Annotated in this window: 19 protein-coding genes; 12 read left to right on the forward strand and 7 right to left on the reverse strand. The window is 58.2% G+C overall.

Features of this window, described 5'->3' with window-relative positions; translation table 11 throughout:
* Window positions 1-21: 21 nt before the first annotated feature.
* The 3 genes from OLZ32_RS34700 to OLZ32_RS34710 all read right to left on the reverse strand — a co-directional run bounded on the left by OLZ32_RS34700 (window position 22) and on the right by OLZ32_RS34710 (window position 1,867).
* Complete coding sequence (locus OLZ32_RS34700; protein ID WP_264424822.1) at window positions 22-279, reverse strand: hypothetical protein; 258 nt, start codon at window positions 277-279, stop codon at window positions 22-24.
* Window positions 276-1,541 (reverse strand): Y-family DNA polymerase, encoded by a 1,266-nt coding sequence (locus OLZ32_RS34705; RefSeq protein ID WP_264424824.1) that lies wholly within the window; start codon window positions 1,539-1,541, stop codon window positions 276-278. Before OLZ32_RS34705 ends, OLZ32_RS34700 begins: the two co-directional genes overlap by 4 nt.
* Before the next feature lie 92 nt (window positions 1,542-1,633).
* The gene (locus OLZ32_RS34710; RefSeq protein ID WP_264424826.1) at window positions 1,634-1,867 is read right to left on the reverse strand and encodes a hypothetical protein; all 234 of its coding nucleotides are present in this window, start codon (window positions 1,865-1,867) and stop codon (window positions 1,634-1,636) included.
* A 544-nt stretch (window positions 1,868-2,411) separates the two neighbouring features.
* Between OLZ32_RS34710 and OLZ32_RS34715 the strand changes: the two genes are divergently transcribed.
* From OLZ32_RS34715 to OLZ32_RS34755, 9 genes are all read left to right on the forward strand, one after another.
* Window positions 2,412-4,334 (forward strand): ParB/RepB/Spo0J family partition protein, encoded by a 1,923-nt coding sequence (locus OLZ32_RS34715; protein WP_264424828.1) that lies wholly within the window; start codon window positions 2,412-2,414, stop codon window positions 4,332-4,334.
* Between the two features lie 233 nt (window positions 4,335-4,567).
* On the forward strand, window positions 4,568-4,807 hold the full coding sequence (locus OLZ32_RS34720) for a type II toxin-antitoxin system VapB family antitoxin (protein WP_264424830.1): 240 nt from the start codon (window positions 4,568-4,570) through the stop codon (window positions 4,805-4,807).
* Window positions 4,808-5,242, forward strand: coding sequence for a type II toxin-antitoxin system VapC family toxin (locus tag OLZ32_RS34725; RefSeq protein ID WP_264424833.1), 435 nt, complete (start codon window positions 4,808-4,810; stop codon window positions 5,240-5,242). It begins immediately after the preceding gene.
* 434 nt (window positions 5,243-5,676) lie between these two features.
* Window positions 5,677-6,954: a plasmid replication protein RepC gene (repC, locus tag OLZ32_RS34730; RefSeq protein ID WP_264424835.1), complete on the forward strand. Its 1,278-nt coding sequence runs from the start codon at window positions 5,677-5,679 to the stop codon at window positions 6,952-6,954.
* On the forward strand, window positions 6,951-7,463 hold the full coding sequence (locus OLZ32_RS34735) for a thermonuclease family protein (protein WP_264424837.1): 513 nt from the start codon (window positions 6,951-6,953) through the stop codon (window positions 7,461-7,463). Before repC (OLZ32_RS34730) ends, OLZ32_RS34735 begins: the two co-directional genes overlap by 4 nt.
* 395 nt (window positions 7,464-7,858) lie before the next feature.
* Window positions 7,859-8,191, forward strand: coding sequence for a DUF736 domain-containing protein (locus OLZ32_RS34740; protein WP_264424838.1), 333 nt, complete (start codon window positions 7,859-7,861; stop codon window positions 8,189-8,191).
* A gap of 120 nt (window positions 8,192-8,311) precedes the next feature.
* Window positions 8,312-8,515: an antitoxin VbhA family protein gene (locus OLZ32_RS34745; RefSeq protein ID WP_096771599.1), complete on the forward strand. Its 204-nt coding sequence runs from the start codon at window positions 8,312-8,314 to the stop codon at window positions 8,513-8,515.
* A gap of 68 nt (window positions 8,516-8,583) precedes the next feature.
* A complete protein-coding gene (locus tag OLZ32_RS34750; protein WP_264424841.1) occupies window positions 8,584-9,636 on the forward strand; it encodes a Fic/DOC family protein in 1,053 nt (350 codons plus the stop codon).
* 218 nt (window positions 9,637-9,854) lie between these two features.
* A complete protein-coding gene (locus OLZ32_RS34755; protein ID WP_264424842.1) occupies window positions 9,855-10,739 on the forward strand; it encodes an ArdC family protein in 885 nt (294 codons plus the stop codon).
* Here OLZ32_RS34755 and OLZ32_RS34760 read toward each other — a convergent pair.
* Window positions 10,736-11,224: a helix-turn-helix transcriptional regulator gene (locus tag OLZ32_RS34760; RefSeq protein ID WP_096771602.1), complete on the reverse strand. Its 489-nt coding sequence runs from the start codon at window positions 11,222-11,224 to the stop codon at window positions 10,736-10,738. The two genes, OLZ32_RS34755 and OLZ32_RS34760, sit on opposite strands and share 4 nt — an antisense overlap.
* A 220-nt stretch (window positions 11,225-11,444) precedes the next feature.
* Window positions 11,445-11,837, reverse strand: coding sequence for a hypothetical protein (locus tag OLZ32_RS34765; protein WP_264424845.1), 393 nt, complete (start codon window positions 11,835-11,837; stop codon window positions 11,445-11,447).
* A gap of 344 nt (window positions 11,838-12,181) precedes the next feature.
* On the opposite strand from OLZ32_RS34765, the gene repA reads away from it, so the two are divergent.
* The 3 genes from repA (at window position 12,182) to repC (OLZ32_RS34780) (ending at window position 15,884) form a co-directional block, all read left to right on the forward strand.
* Complete coding sequence (gene repA, locus OLZ32_RS34770; protein WP_264424847.1) at window positions 12,182-13,369, forward strand: plasmid partitioning protein RepA; 1,188 nt, start codon at window positions 12,182-12,184, stop codon at window positions 13,367-13,369.
* A gap of 66 nt (window positions 13,370-13,435) precedes the next feature.
* Window positions 13,436-14,422, forward strand: coding sequence for a plasmid partitioning protein RepB (gene repB / locus OLZ32_RS34775; protein ID WP_264424848.1), 987 nt, complete (start codon window positions 13,436-13,438; stop codon window positions 14,420-14,422).
* Window positions 14,423-14,579: 157 nt separating this feature from the next.
* Window positions 14,580-15,884 carry a plasmid replication protein RepC gene (gene repC / locus OLZ32_RS34780; protein WP_264424849.1) on the forward strand — a complete coding sequence of 435 codons (1,305 nt, stop codon included), beginning with the start codon at window positions 14,580-14,582 and terminating at the stop codon, window positions 15,882-15,884.
* Window positions 15,885-16,036: 152 nt separating this feature from the next.
* Here the strand turns inward: repC (OLZ32_RS34780) and OLZ32_RS34785 are convergent, their stop codons facing one another.
* Together OLZ32_RS34785 and OLZ32_RS34790 are read right to left on the reverse strand one after the other, a co-directional pair.
* Window positions 16,037-16,459 (reverse strand): hypothetical protein, encoded by a 423-nt coding sequence (locus OLZ32_RS34785; protein WP_264424851.1) that lies wholly within the window; start codon window positions 16,457-16,459, stop codon window positions 16,037-16,039.
* Complete coding sequence (locus OLZ32_RS34790) at window positions 16,452-17,165, reverse strand: ParA family protein (RefSeq protein ID WP_264424853.1); 714 nt, start codon at window positions 17,163-17,165, stop codon at window positions 16,452-16,454. Before OLZ32_RS34790 ends, OLZ32_RS34785 begins: the two co-directional genes overlap by 8 nt.
* Window positions 17,166-17,428 lie beyond the last annotated feature (263 nt).

A 17,428-nucleotide genomic window follows, 5' to 3' on the forward strand; every position in this document is an offset into this window, starting at 1 on the left:
ACCGCTGACCTCGACACTCTGTTAGGCTAGGCCACCCACAAACCCGCTCAGCTCGTCAAGCCGGACCATCGACAGCCGGACAGCACCGCGGCAGCCGCGCGCCCGACAGACGGTCTCGCGTTCGAGCTCGTCGATATAGAGAAATTCGCGTTCCGGCGAGACGCACACGATCGCCCGCGTCAGGTAGTGAACGTGACCACATTTCTTGCATCGCGCTTCAAGCTTTTGGTGATCAGCCAGATCACCGACACGGATATTTTGCTTCCAGCTCCTCGTCACCAGAAATCCTCCGCGGATGGAATGCGTGTGTAGCTTATCTTGCCGCCGACGTGTCCGCCCGCCGGCGGCCTCCACGGACCGAGGCTGACGACGGTACCGGCATAGCGCGCGTTCAGATTGTCGATCGCATTGCTGGCGCTCTCCCAGCGCCGGCGCGTGCGATCGTCATTGAGGAGTAAGTCGAGCTGCCGCTCGTGCGACGGAGACAGATCGTAAAGAGTGACCCCGATCCGGAATATCGTTATTCCGCGTGGGTGATCGCGGCCAACCTGGTCCCACAGCTCTGCCAGTCCGGATAGGATGGCCTGGTCATCGTTGACAACCGGCAGATGACGCTTGCCCATCCATGAGCCGTCGCGGATCGACAGCCATAACCACAAGCCGCCAGCATAGAAGTTTTCCCGGCGCAGCCGTCGCGCCGCCTTGATCAGAAGCAGGCGTGAAATCTCGCGTGCGCCGGCGAGCGTCCGGGCCTCCGGCGGAAGGACGCGGCCATGTCCGAACATGCCCCGGCTCGATGCCGGGGCCTGAATGTCGTAACCGTGCAGCGCGTACCAGAGCCGTTCTCCGGTGACATTGCCCCACAGCTTGCGCATGTGTTTTGGCTGAAGGTTATAGAGCTGTTCGGTCGTGTAGATCGCCGACCGGTAAAGCCGCTTCGCCATATTGCCGCCGACGCCTGGAATATCTTCCATCGCCACGTCAAGCAGCGGCGCCGGCATGTCTTCTGGCCGCCAGATGGCGAGCCCGTCGCCGTAGCGGCCGCCATTCCGCTTGCCTTCCTTGCAGGCGATTTTCGCGAGCTGGCGATTGGCAGCAAAGCCGATCGAGCAGGTGATCCATGGGCCGACGTTCTCCGCGATCGTCGCCTTGATCGCGGCGGCCAGGCCGTGCGGGTCCGCCCGGCCGGCCTCATCGAGGCGGCACGTCAGCTCGTCGATCGACTTGGCCGTATCGATCGGAATAACGGTTTCGATTTCCGACAAAAGCGCATTGTGCGCGCGGCGATAGAGGTCCGGCTTTTGAGGCACTAGCACCAAATCCGGACAGAGCCGCTTCGCCTCCTCGATCGGCATCACGTTCTTGACGCCGAAGGCTTTCGCTTCGCGCGAGCAGGCGATGACGGCCGTCCTGGTCGTTCCCGCAAAGGGAACGACGCCGACCGGCCGACCTCTCAAACGCCGGTCGCATTGCTGTTCGACCGACGCGAAGAAGCCATCGAAATCCAGATAGAGGCGTTCGATCGTCTCCGGTTTGCGCATGTTTGCTCCTGCCGATTAGAACAAAAACAGAACACCCGCATGCAGCTCCTCGTCAAGAGGAATATTTTCTTATGCGCAATATGAATCTTCAGTCAGGTCGCGCCCATGAACCGCAAGCCCTTGTCCGTCAGGCCCAGAGACGTCAAGCTCCCTTGCGTCAACACGGGATGCTGAATCATCGCAAGCTCATGATCGAGCAGGATGCGGATGCGCCGCCACGGTAGCTCGAGTTCTTCGCCGCGCACGATCGCCGTCATGTCGGCCATGGCATCGCGGCGTTGAGGCTCTGTCATTGGCGGCGCTTCATACTGATCGACTATGCTCATACGGTTCCTCCAGGTTCCTGCGGTAGGCCATGATGCCTGCGTAGTTCGCCGGCGACGCGGAGCGCTCCATACTCGGAGCGGCGACGGCGAACGGGCTCTCTCCTGTCGATACTACACGGAACCGCTCGCCGGGGGCAGTCGGTCCCGGTTTCCGCCCTGCGGTCGGCGCTATGCTAAACCTCCTGCGGCTGCCCTTTTAACCGGTCAAGCGGTGCGCGAACTGGCTTCGGCCGCTGCGCCGCCTTCGCCTGGTATGCTCATTGTTTCCTTCAGTGGGGAAAGGGCGCTCGGCCCCCTCTCCCCTGCAAGGGGAAAATCGGCCTCCCCGTCCTTCCTTCGCTCGCTTAGCTCGCTTCGTGCAGGATCGACGCGGATCCGCATCAGCGGATTTTGCGTCGCCCCTTCGGGCGGGTGATCCCCCTCCGATTTGTCCCCTTGCCCCCCTCTCCCCCGCTGTTCCGCACGAGCTCGGGGAGCAGGAGCGGGGCTCCTGCCCCTTCGGGCACGAGACCGCTTCGCGGGAAAAAGGGAAAAGGGAAATATCATGACCGAGATCATCACCATCGCATTGAACAAGTTGGACGCCGATCCGAAGAACGTCCGCAAGACCTACAGCGCCGAGGGCGTCGAGGCGCTGGCCGCCAACATTCGTGAAGACGGCTACCGTCTGTTGCAGAACCTTGTTGTTCGCAAGGGCGACAAGAAGGGCCGCTATTTCGTGACGGCGGGCGGCCGACGCCTTGCCGCACTCAATCTGCTGGCCAAGGCGGGGGAGATCGCCAAGGATTTCCCCGTCGAGTGCAAGGAGCGCGAAGGCGAGATCGCCACGGAAATCAGCCTTGCCGAGAACATCTTGCGCGAGGACATGCACCCGCTCGACCAGTACGAGGCATTCGATGCGCTTGCCAAGCAAGGGAAGGACGTTGCCGACATCGCGGCACGTTTCGGCACGACCGAAATCGTCGTTCGCAAGCGGCTGGCGCTGGCCCGCGTGTCCCCGGTCCTGTTGCAGTTTTACCGCGATGAGGACATGAGCTTTGCGCAGCTATCGGCCTTTACCGTCAGCGATGATCACGAAAGGCAGGTGACGGTCTGGAACGCGCTTCCCGCTTGGAACCGCGATGCGCTTTCGATCCGGCGAGCGCTCACCGAGGAAATGATTGCCGCGACGGATAAGCGCGTGCAATTCATCGGCGGACTGGCGGCTTACGAGGAGGCCGGGGGAGCAGTCAAACGTGACCTGTTCGATGACCGTAACGCCGGATATGCGACGGATGCCGCCTTGGTCGAAAAGTTGGTGGCAGAAAAGCTCGAGGCGACCGCCGCCAGCGTTCGCGCCGAAGGCTGGAAATGGGTGGAGTGCTCCGCAACAGCCCCCGCTGGCTATCATGCCATGAAGCGCCACTATCCGGAGGCGACTGCTCTTTCCGAGGAAGATCAGGCCGCGCTTGATGCCGCACAGACCGAATATGACGAGCTTGCCGAGTTGATCGAAAACGGCGTGGCCGACGACGAGGCAGAGACAAAGCTGGCGGAGGTCGAAAAACGGATAGACGCGCTCAATGCCCGGACGGAAGGGTACAGCCCCGAGGCGTTGGAACAGGCGGGAACCCTCGTTTTCCTCGATTATTACGGTCGGCTTACCATCGAGCGCGGTTTCGTAAAGCCGGACGAAAACGCCGAGACGGTGGACGGGGATGATGATGGCGAGGGCCAGCCGAGCGGAAAGGGCACAGTAGAACCGAAGGTCCCGACCATCAGCCATTCGGCTGCGCTGATAGAGGACCTGACGGCTCACAAGACTGCCGCGCTGCGCATCGAACTGGCGAATAACCCTGATGTGGCGCTTGTCGCGGTGGTTCACGCGATGCTGCTGCGTGTGGCTTACCCGTATCATTCGGAGCAGAGCGCCCTTCAATTGTCGCTGACACACGAGCGTTTGGAGCCGTCGATCAAGGACGCCGAAAGCTGCAAGGGGCTGGCCGCCTTCAATGACCTTGCGGACAATTACGGCCATCACCTGCCCGGCAATCCTGCCGATCTGTTCGATTGGCTCTTGGAGCAGCCGCAGGACAGCGTGCTTGCGCTGCTGGCATTCGGCGCGGCGCACGCGGTCAATGCGGTGGAGAAGAAGTTCACCGATCGGAAAAAAGGAATCGAGCAGGCGAACCAGCTTGGCCACGCGCTCAAGGTGCATATGCCGGATTGGTTCGAGACGACCGGCGACAGCTATTTCAAGCACGTCAACCGGACGACTATTGAACTTGCGGTGGCCGAGGCGAAAGGCGGTGAAGCGGAATTGTCGGTGAGAGCGGCGACCAAAAAGTCCGAGGCGGTGACGATCGCGGACCGGCTTGTTACCGGAAGCGGCTGGCTACCGGCCCCTGTTCGGATATCCTCACCCGAACAGACCGACGACGACAAAAGCTCCGCCGAAGACGAGCAGTTCCCCCAAGCGGCTGAGTAACATCAGTCGCGGGCCGGTCACGTTTCCCGCGTGATCGGCCCTCCCGCTGTTTGGAGCGCACCGATGATTGCGGGCAGGATTGACCTGCCAGCAATCATGTTGAGGGGAGGCCCGAATCCCCCTCCCCTCAAACTCCCCTTCCCGCCCGGATTCGGACGGCGCGATTTCGTTATTTGTGTTGATGAGGATATGAAAAAGAGGATATGATAATATCCTCGAAAGGATATGCCGTCATGCCGCTCTACATCAAGGACCCCGAGGTGGACAGGCTCACCGAGGAGCTTGTCGGTCTCACGAAGTCCAGCAAGGTTGAGGCGGTCAAAGCCGCGCTCAAGCACGAGATCGCCAGTCGCAGAGGTAGTCTGCCAATTCGCGAGCGGCTTGCCAAGTCCCTCGCTATGGCGCGCGAAGCTGGCCCGTTCGCTCCCGGCGACCATAAGCGCGAAACAGATGAAATGTGGGGCGAAGACTGAATGCTGTTCGTTGATGCGTCTGTCGTCGTTGCCATCCTCGCCCAGGAGCAAGACGCCACCGAACTCATGGGCCGGTTAGAGCGGGACGGCGGTCCTTATTATGTGTCAGCCGTCGTCCGTATGGAGGCCACCCTGTCGCTCACGCGCAGGCTGGCCGAGGCGACCGGTAAGGACAAGCCCGCCACTACCGAAATGATGGAGATCGCCCGCCGCCTGGTAGATCAATTCGTTGCCGATCTGGAAGCGCGCGAGGCAATGATTTCCGGTGATGTAGGTAGCAAAGCTCTCGATGCCGCTCAGCAGTTTGGAAAAATTGTGAATCATCCGGCCAAGCTGAATATGGGCGATTGCTTCACCTATGCCTGCGCCAAGGCTTACCGCATGCGGATTGCCTACAAGGGCGATGATTTCGGTCAGACGGATCTAGGCTGGTAGAATCACTCAAGGCCCTCGATTCCTCCAGTCGGTCGTATCCTGCATCATTTTGCTGCAACAAGTCATGTCAGAAGCAGCCTATCCGGCATCGGTACTAAGCGCGAAAACCTGAAAAACCAATACATTGACGCGATAGACACGCACCTTAGACGGTTATGCGTGTAGCACGTTATTGCGCCAATATGCTTTGTGGCGCTATTGTTCCAAATCAACGGAATCAGAAGGTGATTCCGTCTGAGTGCATTTTAACGACTTTTACGGAGTAGACGCACTGGCCAGATAAGAAAAACCGCTCCCGAAGAACTCCGGAAGCGGTCTGTGAGTCGATAAATTAGCCAAATCACTTCTCGCAGACCCATCCTTCCCTGTCAATAATGAAAGCACCTTTTCGGTGAACGGCGAAGCTTTTCCTGGTCCCAAGATGGAGACGAGGTATGGGAAAGACCCAAACGGATCAGCGGTCGATCGGCCGCAGGATAACGCCGCAGCGTGCCCATTTCCGCCGACTCGCAGAGTCAGCGGAAATGGGGGCGGTTACACGTACCCAACTGGCCGTGCTGGCGCAAAACCTTCCATGCACAGGCTTGATCAATGGAACTGAAAGCCACCTTCTGGTGACGCTGATAAACACGGCTCCGTCCGAAGCATTCGATAAATTGGGCCGGCCGCTCGTATTTCCGTCCAACCAGCACTTGGGCTTCCAGATCGCCCGGTCAGTTGGCCGCGTCAGCCGTCTGCTGTCGCGGCTCTTCGACGCCGGCATGATCAGCATGCAGGACAGCGGCAACTACAAGCGCTATCCCGTGCGCAACGGCGATGGCGAAATCACCGATGGTTGCGGGATCGACCTCCGAATCCTGATCGCTCGATACACCGAGCTCAACGAGCTCGTTAGACGCGCCCGCGCCGAAAAAAAATCTGCCGACGCGGCCTTGCGGCGCTATCGCGGGGCACTTCGCAATGCGCGCCAGGCCCTCACGGTCGCCGCAGAGCATTCCGAACGCGCCTTGGCCCGCCTCGCTGCCCGCATTGATCGCGTGAGCGATATTGTCGGGATTGCAGGCAAGGCCCCAAGCCGGATGTTGCGCCGAGCAACAGCCCTTCTGGAGTGGTTGGTGGAGCGCTTGATGCAGCTTCCGCGCCGATCGGAAGAAGTGGTTCATTCGCAAAATATGACATGCCCGCATGTCGAAAACGACATGCACAAACAGATTACAACCCCTGATCCAATTGCAGAAAGTAATGGTGAACGGCGTTCGGCTAACGCCGAACAACTCGACTTTCTTAAGGCTGGCTCCGCCAGCAAGAGGGCTTTTGAAGTAAGCCTGAGGCGACGCCGGAGCGAAAGCAACCAGCCGCAGCAGTTGCCGCAAGCATTGGTGGCATTGCAAGACGTGCTGAGGGCGGTGCCAGCGCTGAAGACCTACGGCCTTGCCCCCACCAGTTGGGCCGACCTGGCGCGCGCCGTGCCTTTGATATGTCGGTTTGCCGGGATCTCCGATGATGCCCGCCGCCGCGCTGTCGAAGAGATGGGCGAACAACAAGCGGCTGTCGCGGTTGCGGTAACGCTCGAGAAATACGAGCGGCAGGAGGTCAGCTCGCCGGGAGGCTATTTGCGGGCCATGACGGAGCGCGCAAGAGCGGGCGAATTGCATCTCGCACGCTCGATCTTTGGGCTTGCCGCCCGAAATTCCATGGAGGTCACCCATTGAGACGTAATGCCCTATCGACGTTTTTAGCTGCCCTTTTGATCAGCCACGGCACCGTGGAGGCCGCCGATATGTCCGGCCGAGCCCGTGTGATTGATGGCGACACCATCAGCATCAGACAGCAGCGGATCAGGATCGCGGCCATCGATGCCTGCGAGCGCGACCAGACCGGCTTGAAGGATGGCAAGGTCTGGCGATGTGGCGCCGCGGCCCGCAGCTATCTTGGAAAAATGATCGACGGTCAGCATGTCCGCTGCGACATCATCGACCAGGATCAGTATCGCCGCCTGGTGGGACAGTGCTTCATCGGAGACACCGATATCGGCCTTGCGATGGTGAAGGCCGGACTGGCGGAAGCAATGCTACGGTATCTGCCGGCTGCCCACTCAATCAGCGAGGTCGAGTACGGCCGGGCCGAAAACAGCGCCCGCGATCACGGTTTTGGCATGTGGTCTGCCGAGATCGAAAGTCCGTACGACTACCGCCGGTCCAAATCTTCCAGGATTCCGTGACCGAAATAGCCGACATGGTGCGATGGCATCGGACGGATTGCGAGCCATATTGCTTCACAATTTTGGCGAAAAACCGGGATTTCCGTTGATCAGGCCGGATTTGTGAATAATATTGGCGCAGCCTTTGCGGCTTTAGGCTGATGACGAACAGGAGGCGCGTTGCCAGAAGCGGTCAGGTCTCACCCCTCCAAGGCGGTTGCATATGACGCTCGTTCGCACGTCGACGCGGTTTGCGCAAAGCGGACGACACAAAAATTTCCCCGCCTTCGGCTTCCTCGCGATACAAACTTTTGTGTCCTCCCGCCTCCTCCGCTCACGCTCCGGCCTACGGTGCGCACCGCTTTCCGCCGTGCCCTTGGAACGATCATCGCAACCACCAAAGAGGAGTGACTGACATGACCACCACCAACTATATCCAGTTCGACGCCGACAACCTCGACACCGCAAAGGGCGCAGGCCTCATCTCCACGATCGACCGCGACCTGGACATCAAGGCTGTCCCGTTCTCGTCCGACAATGAAAAGGCCCCGACGCACCGCGTTTACGCCAAGTCACCGCGCGGCCATGACATCGAGGTCGGCGGCATCTGGAAGAAGAAGAACCAGGACGGCAAGCCCTACTACACCCTTTCGATCCGGCGCCTTGGCTTTAACGCCAATCTGGGCCGGTTCCCCGGCCAGGACGATCCCACGCTGCAGGCGATCATCGAATGGGAACCCCGCGATTGACCCGCGCAAAGCGCCCGGCGACCAGCCGGGCGCTTACCATCGAAAGGCCAGTAAATCCCGCAAAGTGCTGGATTTCCAGCATTTTTCCTGCTAGGTTGGCCAGTAACTGGAGATTTGACGATGAACGTTCATTCCCGCCGTCCGGATCGTTCCCCGGAAGCCGTAGCAAAGCGGAAGAAAGCCACCGATCAGGCGCGTGCTGCCAACATCCGGCAGGGCTACACCCACGATCCTGTCCTCGAGGACGCTACCGCCGCCTACGTCGCTGGCGAGATCACCCGCGAGGAGTACCGTCTACGCGTCGTGCGCGCTCCCGCACAATAAACTCTTTCAACCCTCTAAAGGCGAAAAGCCGCCTGCTTGCTGCAGGCGGCTTTTTGTTGACGTTAGCCATGGCAGACGAGCAGACCAAAGGTACCTACACCTATCCCAACACCTCCGACGATCCGGATCGGAGGGATGTGCTGCGTAACAAGTTCGGCATCCAGTCGCACTCGGAGCTGCGCACCGAAGAGTACCGTGCGGCGGCTTTCCGGATGGCGGAAATTGCCGAAGGTGATGGCCCGTCCGGAAATTTCGACAAGCAGCACCTGAAGGCAATTCACGGCTACATTTTTCAGGACGTCTACGAGTGGGCCGGCCACACACGCAACGAAACTCCGATCGTTGACGGCCAGCGGGTGGAGCCAATTGGAGGCCTGTCCAAAGGCGGCACCTCGTTCCTGCCCGGTTCGCGCATAGAAATGGGCCTGGATGAGGCCCTGAAACCGATTCGAGATCCGCAAGTCCTTCGCAATGCAGGGCCAGAGGAATTCGCCGACAGAGCCGCGAAAGTCCTCTCCGAACTTAACTATGTGCATCCATTCCGAGAGGGAAACGGGCGCACGCAAGAGGCCTTCATTTCGGAGCTCGGCCGCCAACACGGGCACGAGATCGATTTCACCGTCATCAGCAAGCCACGCATGATCGAGGCGTCGATTGAGACCACCAACGATCCGTCGAGTCCGGCAATGAAACATGTGCTCGAGGACGCTATCAATCCGAACCGCCGCGAAGCCTTGCGCGCGGCCTTTGCCGACCTTGAAGACCTTGGTGAGAAACCTTTCGAGCACAATTTACGCACCGCCCGCGCCGGCGAGGAAATCAGCGGCCAGGTTCTCGGGCACGACAATCGCATAGCCACCTTCGTAACCGATCAGGGTATTGTTGCTGCCGATCGCGCAGACCTGCCCGAGCGCCTGCCGAATGAGGGCGAAGAGATCACCATCACTGCTCGTTCGGACTTTTCCCGGCTGGAGCGTGCGCAACCGACCCAGGAGCCGCAATCGCAGCAGCAGCCCGCCAGGCAGCCGCAGCAGGACAATAACCCGGAGATCAAGGCGATCGAGGCGCAAATGGCGGCACAGCGAAGCCGTGAGCGCGATGACGACGACCGCGGCCGGTGACCAACTCCGGCGGTAACAAGCCGCGTGATGCTATCTATTTCGGGAGGCGCCAAGTTCTGCGCCCTCCCTTTCCGTCGGATGATTGACGGACAAGCTACGATAGCCCCTTCCCCACGCAACCGCTGACGCAGTCCTCCACTTCGTTGCGGCCCTTCGGGTGCATGGGCTCGCTTCGGCTATCTCCGTTTTTTGCCGTCAACCAACGGAAGGAGACGGCAGTGCAGAACATCAAGGACACCTACCAGCGCATTACGGACGCCATCATTGAGCAGCTTGAAGCCGGCACCAAACCGTGGATCCGGCCCTGGCGCGGAAACAGCCGCGGCTCCCTCGTCCCGCGCCGCGCAACCGGCGAAGCCTATCGCGGAATCAACGTCCTGATGCTGTGGCTCGCAAGCGAGCTTGCCGGCTACGAGGAAAGCACCTGGATCACCTATCGCCAAGCTCAGGATCTCGGCGGCCAGGTTCGAAAGGGCGAGAAAGGAGCCCTCGTCGTCAAATACGGCACTTTCACCCCAAAGGAGCGCGAGGATGATGACGAGCGCGCAATCCCCTACCTCAAAGGCTACACGGTTTTTAACGTCGAGCAGATCGAGAACCTTCCGGAGCGGTTCTACCATCCGGCTGAGGAGATGCCGGCGACGACGATACCGCTTCTGGAAACCGCCGAAACGTTCGTCCGCAATACCGGCGCCGCGGTCACATACGGCGGAACAACGGCTTGCTACCGTCCCGCGGTCGACGACATCCTCATGCCGGACCGGGCACGGTTCGCGGGCGAAGTTCACCTTTACTCGACCCTGCTGCATGAAGTTTCACACTGGTCGGGCGCGAAGACCCGCCTAGACCGTGATCTGAGCGGCCGATTCGGCAGTGAGAGCTACGCGATCGAGGAGCTAGTTGCCGAGCTCTCCGCTTCGTTCTTGTGCGCTGATCTTGGTGTCGCGCACGATCCTCGCGACAACACCGCAACCTACCTTGAGAGTTGGCTCAAGGTGCTGAAGAACGACAAGCGGGCGATCGTCACCGCGGCCGCAAAGGCCCAGGCTGCCGCCGATTTCCTCAACGGCCTCCAATCGCTGGAGCAGAGCAAGGTCGCCTAGCGGCCTTCGCTCATGCTGGTCGACTCTACCCCTTGTTCCCCAGGCGTCATGCGCTTCAAGAGCCGGATCAGGTCGCGCGTCGTGTCCGGTGGTAGCCGTTCAATTAGCCTCGTCAGCGTTCGGCGTTCTTCTGCCTCTTCCGGTGTCTTACCCCAAAGGTGCGGTGCTGCTTCAAAGATCATGTCTATGGGCATAAAGCCCATGAGCTCACAGAGATGGATCAGGCGGGGAACGGTCATGCGCGATTCCGCGCGCTCATACCGTCCGTAAACGGACACGGAAAGCCCGAGCAAATGAGCCAATTCCGCTCGGGAGAGATTTTTGGATTCACGAATGTCCTTGAGAAAATTCGAGATCCGTTCATCCATTTCCTTTGCAGTTTGGATGCCTTCGAAGCCGGACTTCCGATAGACCGGCCTCTCTAATTCCGGATCGTTTGTTTCAGTTAAACCGCGTGCGCTTTTGTAGCTGCTTAGATCAATCACGATCCTTACCTTTATTGTATGAAATACCGCCCTCGGCGGCCACTATGCACCAAATTGAAGCAATTTGGCACACCCCCCTCCTCCTGAATCACAGCGGTTTTTTCCTACCAATTTGGGGGGATTTTTGAGATGCGACTTCCCAGAGGCAGTGAACCGAAATGCTTCAAGTTATGCCGTCGACGTTGACTACTAGCATTGTCCGAAAAACGCAAAAAGACAATTAGCGATTCTTCGCAGCCACCATCTTCCAGCCGCCCGGCTTCGCTTGAAAAACCGCTTCAATTTGCGTCTCACCGTCGATCCAGGTGAGGCGAGCCAGCAATTCGCAAGCCATCTCACTTTGCGAAATTTGGATACAGCGGTTAACGCTCACCTTTGAACCAATGCCATGCTTTTTTAGGTCCCATTTGGATAAGTTGAACAGCTGGGCTTTCGTTTCATCGTCGGTCGGCCATGTAGCCTTTTCGGCTTCTGCCTGCACGATATTCAGTTGAGGCAAAATGGTTTCAGAAATGTCTCTTTTCCCGGTCGTCGGTCGGCCGAGGTGAGGCGCAATGTAGACACCGAGCACGCAGCCGAAAGCTACGCCGAGCAAAAAACCGCGACCGATCATCGATGACTATTCCATTTTCGTGTGGCAAGGCCCGCAGTTGTCGGTGCTGATAGTAGGGCAGCGGCGCGTTGTAAGATGTGTCTGGGAAGGTACATGCTGTTCAATCGGTTTCGCCAAGGCACTGGCGCTACGGAACAATTGGAGTTTTTTAGCAGGTGAACATCACCAGTGCAATTTCAGTGGGGCTAATTTCCTCCGGCTGCAGAATCATCGTGCATTGCCGCAACTAAACTCGTTAACCTTTTGTTAACCCTATTTTCCTTGCCACAAGTAGAGAATCGGGGCACTGTCACGATAATTGATGCCATTTTGCAAAATTATCGTGACTAAGAGCGGATTCCGAAATGAACGTGAAAATGGCCACTTCCGAGAAAGTGCCGGGTTTTGCCGATACAATCCTTGAACAAGGTGGCGACATCTCGTCGAAGCTTGACATGCTACGGCAAGAGAAGTTCCCACCGAACGCACAGAAATCTTTGCGCCAGTTTTCCTTGGCCGAGGTTGCCGATTTCGTCGGCGTCTCCCAAAGCTATCTTAAGAAGCTTCACCTAAAGGGCAAGGGTGTTGAGCCGACCACGACCTCGACGGGGCGGCGATACTATACCGCCGCCCAGATGAATGACCTCCGGACCCTGCTCGATCGAGTGCCTCACCGGAAGGAACATGAACGGCTCCAGGTAATAGCGGTCGTGAATTTTAAAGGGGGCAGCGGGAAGACCACCACGTCTGCGCACCTGGCTCAGTATCTGGCATTGCGTGGTTACCGCGTCCTTGCCGTCGATCTCGATCCGCAGGCTTCATTGACGGCGCTCTATGGTATCCAGCCGGAGCTCGATGAGAAGGCATCGCTGTACGAGGCGCTGCGCTACGACGACGAGCGCAAGTCGATCACGGAGGTAATCCAGCCAACGAACTTTCCCAATCTGGATGTCGTCCCTGCAAATCTGGAACTTCAGGAATACGAATACGAAACGCCTATAGCTATGCAGAGGAAGGATTCGAGCGCAGGCAAGCTCTTCTATACCCGGATCGGAGACGCCCTCGCGGAGGTTGATGATCGCTACGATGTCGTCGTAGTCGATTGCCCTCCCCAGCTCGGCTATCTCACGCTGACGGCATTGACGGCGGCGACTTCCGTCCTGATCACCGTGCATCCGCAGATGCTTGACATCATGTCGATGAGCCAGTTTCTCCTAATGCTCGGTAACATCCTCAAGTCAGTAGAGGAAGTCGGCGTTAGCGTGAGCCTCGATTGGTTCCGCTATCTGGTGACGCGCTATGAGCCGACAGACATCCCACAGCAGCAGATGGTCGGCTTTATGCAGAGTATGTTCGCGCAGCAGATGATGCGAAATCACATGGTGAAATCGACCGCTATCTCTGACGCCGGCTTGACCAAGCAAAGTCTCTACGAGGTGGAACGCTCACAATTCACGCCCTCGACCTATGACCGCGCCCGGGAATCCATGGATACGGTCAACGCCGAGGTGATTGAACTGCTGCACAAGGCATGGGGGCGTCGAAATGGGTAGGAAGAAATTGTCAGCCGTACAAACGGCGATTTTCTTCAATGAAATCAACAAACGTAGGAATCCGTGATGGCTCGAAGGGATGTATTTGCAAATATCACCTCGCCTCAGGGCGACGTTCAAGTGCGTAAAGCTAAACCGGGCTACGTGGCACGCGGTGCTTCCCGCTCGATGATTTCTTCGTTGAACGAGCTTGCGGAGAAAGCCGCGCTCGCCGACCAGAACCTTTCAGGCGAAGTCGTTGTCGAATTGGATGTGTCCGATGTCGACAGCTCGTTTGTGTCGGATCGTATGGGTGAAGATGATGCTGCCTATGTCGAACTCGTGGAAGCCATCCGAGATCGCGGACAGGACTCTCCGATATTGGTGCGCCCTCACCCGTCGGCTGACGGCCGATACCAGATTGTGTTCGGTCATCGTCGCGCCAGGGCGGCCAAAGACCTCGGCCGGAAAGTTCGGGCCGTCGTCAAAGACATCTCTGACGCGGACCATGTAATCGCGCAGGGACAGGAAAATTCGGCTCGGCAGAACCTATCGTTCATCGAGCGGTCGATGTTCGCGCAGCGGCTGCTCGATCTCGGTTACGAGAAGCCGACGATCCAGTCCGCGCTGGCAATCGATGCGCCGATGCTGACCCGGATGCTCTCGGTTTCCAGCCGATTGCCCGATGCAGTCGCCACCAAGATAGGTCCAGCGAAATCCATCGGCCGAGATAGGTGGATCGATTTTGCGCAGAGGATTGAGAAGCCTTCGACGAAAGCCCTTGTCGGTAGACTGGTGGAAGAGGAAAGGTTCGGCACTTTGGAATCCGACGCCCGATTCGACTTCCTTATGTCTGAGATCAAGAAGGCGGACCAATCGGCGAAGGAACCAAGCCCCAAAGGCGAGTGGCGGGCAGGTGACGCCTCGGTTAGAGCCGAGTTCAAGGACAGCGGGAAGAATTATTCGATCGCGTTCAAGTCTGATGATGCAGGCAAGTTCGGCCGCTTCATCACGGACAATCTGGAGCGATTGCATCGAGAGTTTCTGTCATCAATCAAAACTGAGGAAAGGTAAACAGCAAAAGAAAAAGGCCCCCAAACGACCAAGTCGTGGAAGCCCTTCTCGCATTCTCTAAGCAAGATCGAGAATCGCATTTCCCCGAATCCCAGTCAAGAGTCTTTGGCACCGTTTTGGTGAGCAGATTTCTTTTGCCTTTAACAGGTGAAGGAAAATGGAGAACGCATATGTGACGACGCCCTTTGGGCGGCGGGCGATGTCGCTCGACATGTTGGCAAGCCAGCAGTTGGCCGAACAGATCGAACCCGGAATTACCCGGAACAAATGGAAGCTGTTCCGAGCTGTATGCGAGGCGCGGCCTGCGCTTGGCGTGTCGGATCGCGCGCTGACAGTCCTCGACGCGCTGCTGACGTTCTATCCGGGCGACGAGATTTCCGAAGATCGCGGGCTGATCGTGTTTCCGTCGAACGCCCAGCTGTCGATCCGCGCTCGAGGGATGACCGCAGCGACGCTCCGGCGACATCTGGCTGTCCTCGTAGACGCCGGATTGATCCTACGTAGGGACAGTGCCAACGGGAAACGCTACGCGCGCCGTGATAGGGCAGGGGAGATCGAAGAGGCATTTGGCTTCAGCCTCGCCCCACTGCTGGCACGGGCAACCGAAATCGAGGCTCTGGCCGCCCAAACGGTTGCCGATCGAGAGCTTCTACGGATCACGAGGGAGCGCCTGACCATTTGCCGTCGAGACGTCGCCAAGCTAGTCGCTGCCGCCATCGACGAGGGTGCTAGGGGCGAATGGCAGAAGATTACCCTCATGTTTCGGTCGATCATCGAGCGCCTTCCTCGGGCGGCTGGGATCGAACACCTGGTTTCCGCGCTGGACGAGATGTCGTTGCTTCGCGAAGAGGTCGTCAACCAATTGGAAACGCGTACAAAAACACAAAAAATGCGCACCAATGAATCTCAAATTGAGCGCCACATACAGAATTCAAAACCCGAATCCACTTATGAACTTGAACCGGGCTTCGAAACGAAGCAGGGGGCAAAGTCGGCGGATCGCTTCGGACAGCCGAGCGGGCCGATAGCTTCGGAAAACGAAATCTCGAATTCCGCCGGCGACGCCGGGGGAGGGAAGAAACCGACCAGAAGGCCGATAGGCGAGGGCGGCGCAATGAAGTCGTTCCCCCTTGGAATGGTCCTGCAGGCTTGCCCGGATATTTCCGATTACGGCCCTGGTGGGCAAATCGCCAACTGGCGGGACTTGATGACCGCCGCCGTTGTCGTTCGATCCATGCTCGGAGTTTCGCCGTCGGCGTATGAGGCGGCTTGCGCGGCGATGGGTCCCGAAAACGCGGCGACCGTGATTGCCTGCATCCTCGAGCGTGGCGGCCACATCAACTCGGCGGGCGGCTATCTGCGTGATCTGACCAGGCGCACCGAGGCCGGGGAATTCGCGATTGGCCCGATGCTCATGTCGCTCGTCCGCGCTAACAGTTCCATCAGACGGAAGGTGGGTTAAACCGGATGTCGCATGGCACCATTTACTTGAGGCAAAATGGTTTCCGAGATCACTCTCATCGCGGCGGTCGGGCGGCTGAGGCGAGGCGCAATGTAGATGCCGATCACGCAACCGAGGTCTATGCCACGTAGGAAGCGACGGCCAATCATCGATCAATATCCGTTGTCTTTAAGGAACTGATCAATTGCAGCCTTCATGATGACAGTCATCTTCACGTCGTTCTCGATAGCGGCTTTCTCCAACCGTTTCTTCGTCTCGTAATCCAACGGGCAGTTGACGTAGTGCTTGGATTCACGATCGCGTGCCCTTTTCAGGTCACGCAAACGAACTCTAGAATCCTCGCGCTGCAGTGCTTTGCTCACTGCCCGCTCGCGCCGGGCCTCTTCAGTCGGCGCAATGAGACGGCTCGCAGGTAGGTCAACACTATGCGAGAGAGGCTGATTTTCAATCCTCGCACCTTCTGTCGGGACGCTGGGAGCCAATGTAGCAGTGTCCTCCGCAGTCGACTGATTCACCGGGCGGCTACGTCGCGGTGCGACTGCAAAATCAGATACAGTTGTTTGCCCCTTAGCCATTGGCCGCTACCCCTTTCGGTCCCAAGAGCAGTCCTTCGATGTTCTGAACCAGGCTCATTACTTCCGCTCGCGCTTTTTTCACCGGATTCGTGAGTTCCAGCATCTGCAGAGTGCCGTAACCGTTTCGAATCTCGCGGTAGCAATTTCGCTCCATGAGTTCAGTGTCGAGCAGGTAGGAGTCATAACCACCCTCCTTTAAATTCTGCACAAAGGGCCTGATCAGCCGATACGCTTCCAGCATTCTGGCTGGCAACGTGATCCTGGTGACAAAGTTGGCGTGCGGGATCACCCGCCCAACTTTGTCGGAAATATTGGCCGTGTCGGTCGCGGCTTGGCCCGCCGCCTTGATCTCATCTTGGTTCGGCTGAATTGGCGTCAGCACAACATGGGACCCGGCGATAATGGTGTCCCTCAGGACGGTGTCTTGCCCGGGCGTGTCCATCAAAACGACATCGAACTTGTTCGCCTCGTTTTCCAGCACCTGCTGAACAGTAGTTTGACGTGCAGCGGTTATTAGGTCGATGTTATCAGCCAAGTTGTCCTTTGCCTCACAGCGCTTCCACCATTCCTGCAAATTTTGGCGGCCGTCTGCGTCAATGAGAAGGACACGCTTTCCCTGAAGCGCATATTCTCCGGCGATCAAGATTACCGCCGTAGTCTTCCCTGCTCCACCTTTGCCGCTCACGGCCGAAATGCACAGTGGCATATGTGACAACTCCCTGCGGGCCGAGCAAGTTTCGATGCGCTTAGTTGGGTGCGGCAGTTCCTCACCGCACGTACACATGATGAGCCCAATTGCTCAGACGATACTGCAACATGCTTCTACCATATGATGGTAGCCGATTAGACTTATTAAACCAAGTACACATCACGCGAATAATCATACGCATGCTGCGTCAATGTCGTCTCATGAACATATCGTGTGAAAACATGAATTGACTAACTCGTGTGGAATATTCACACGACATG

Source organism: Rhizobium acaciae (genome assembly GCF_025941625.1).
GTDB classification, from domain to species: Bacteria; Pseudomonadota; Alphaproteobacteria; order Rhizobiales; family Rhizobiaceae; genus Rhizobium; species Rhizobium acaciae.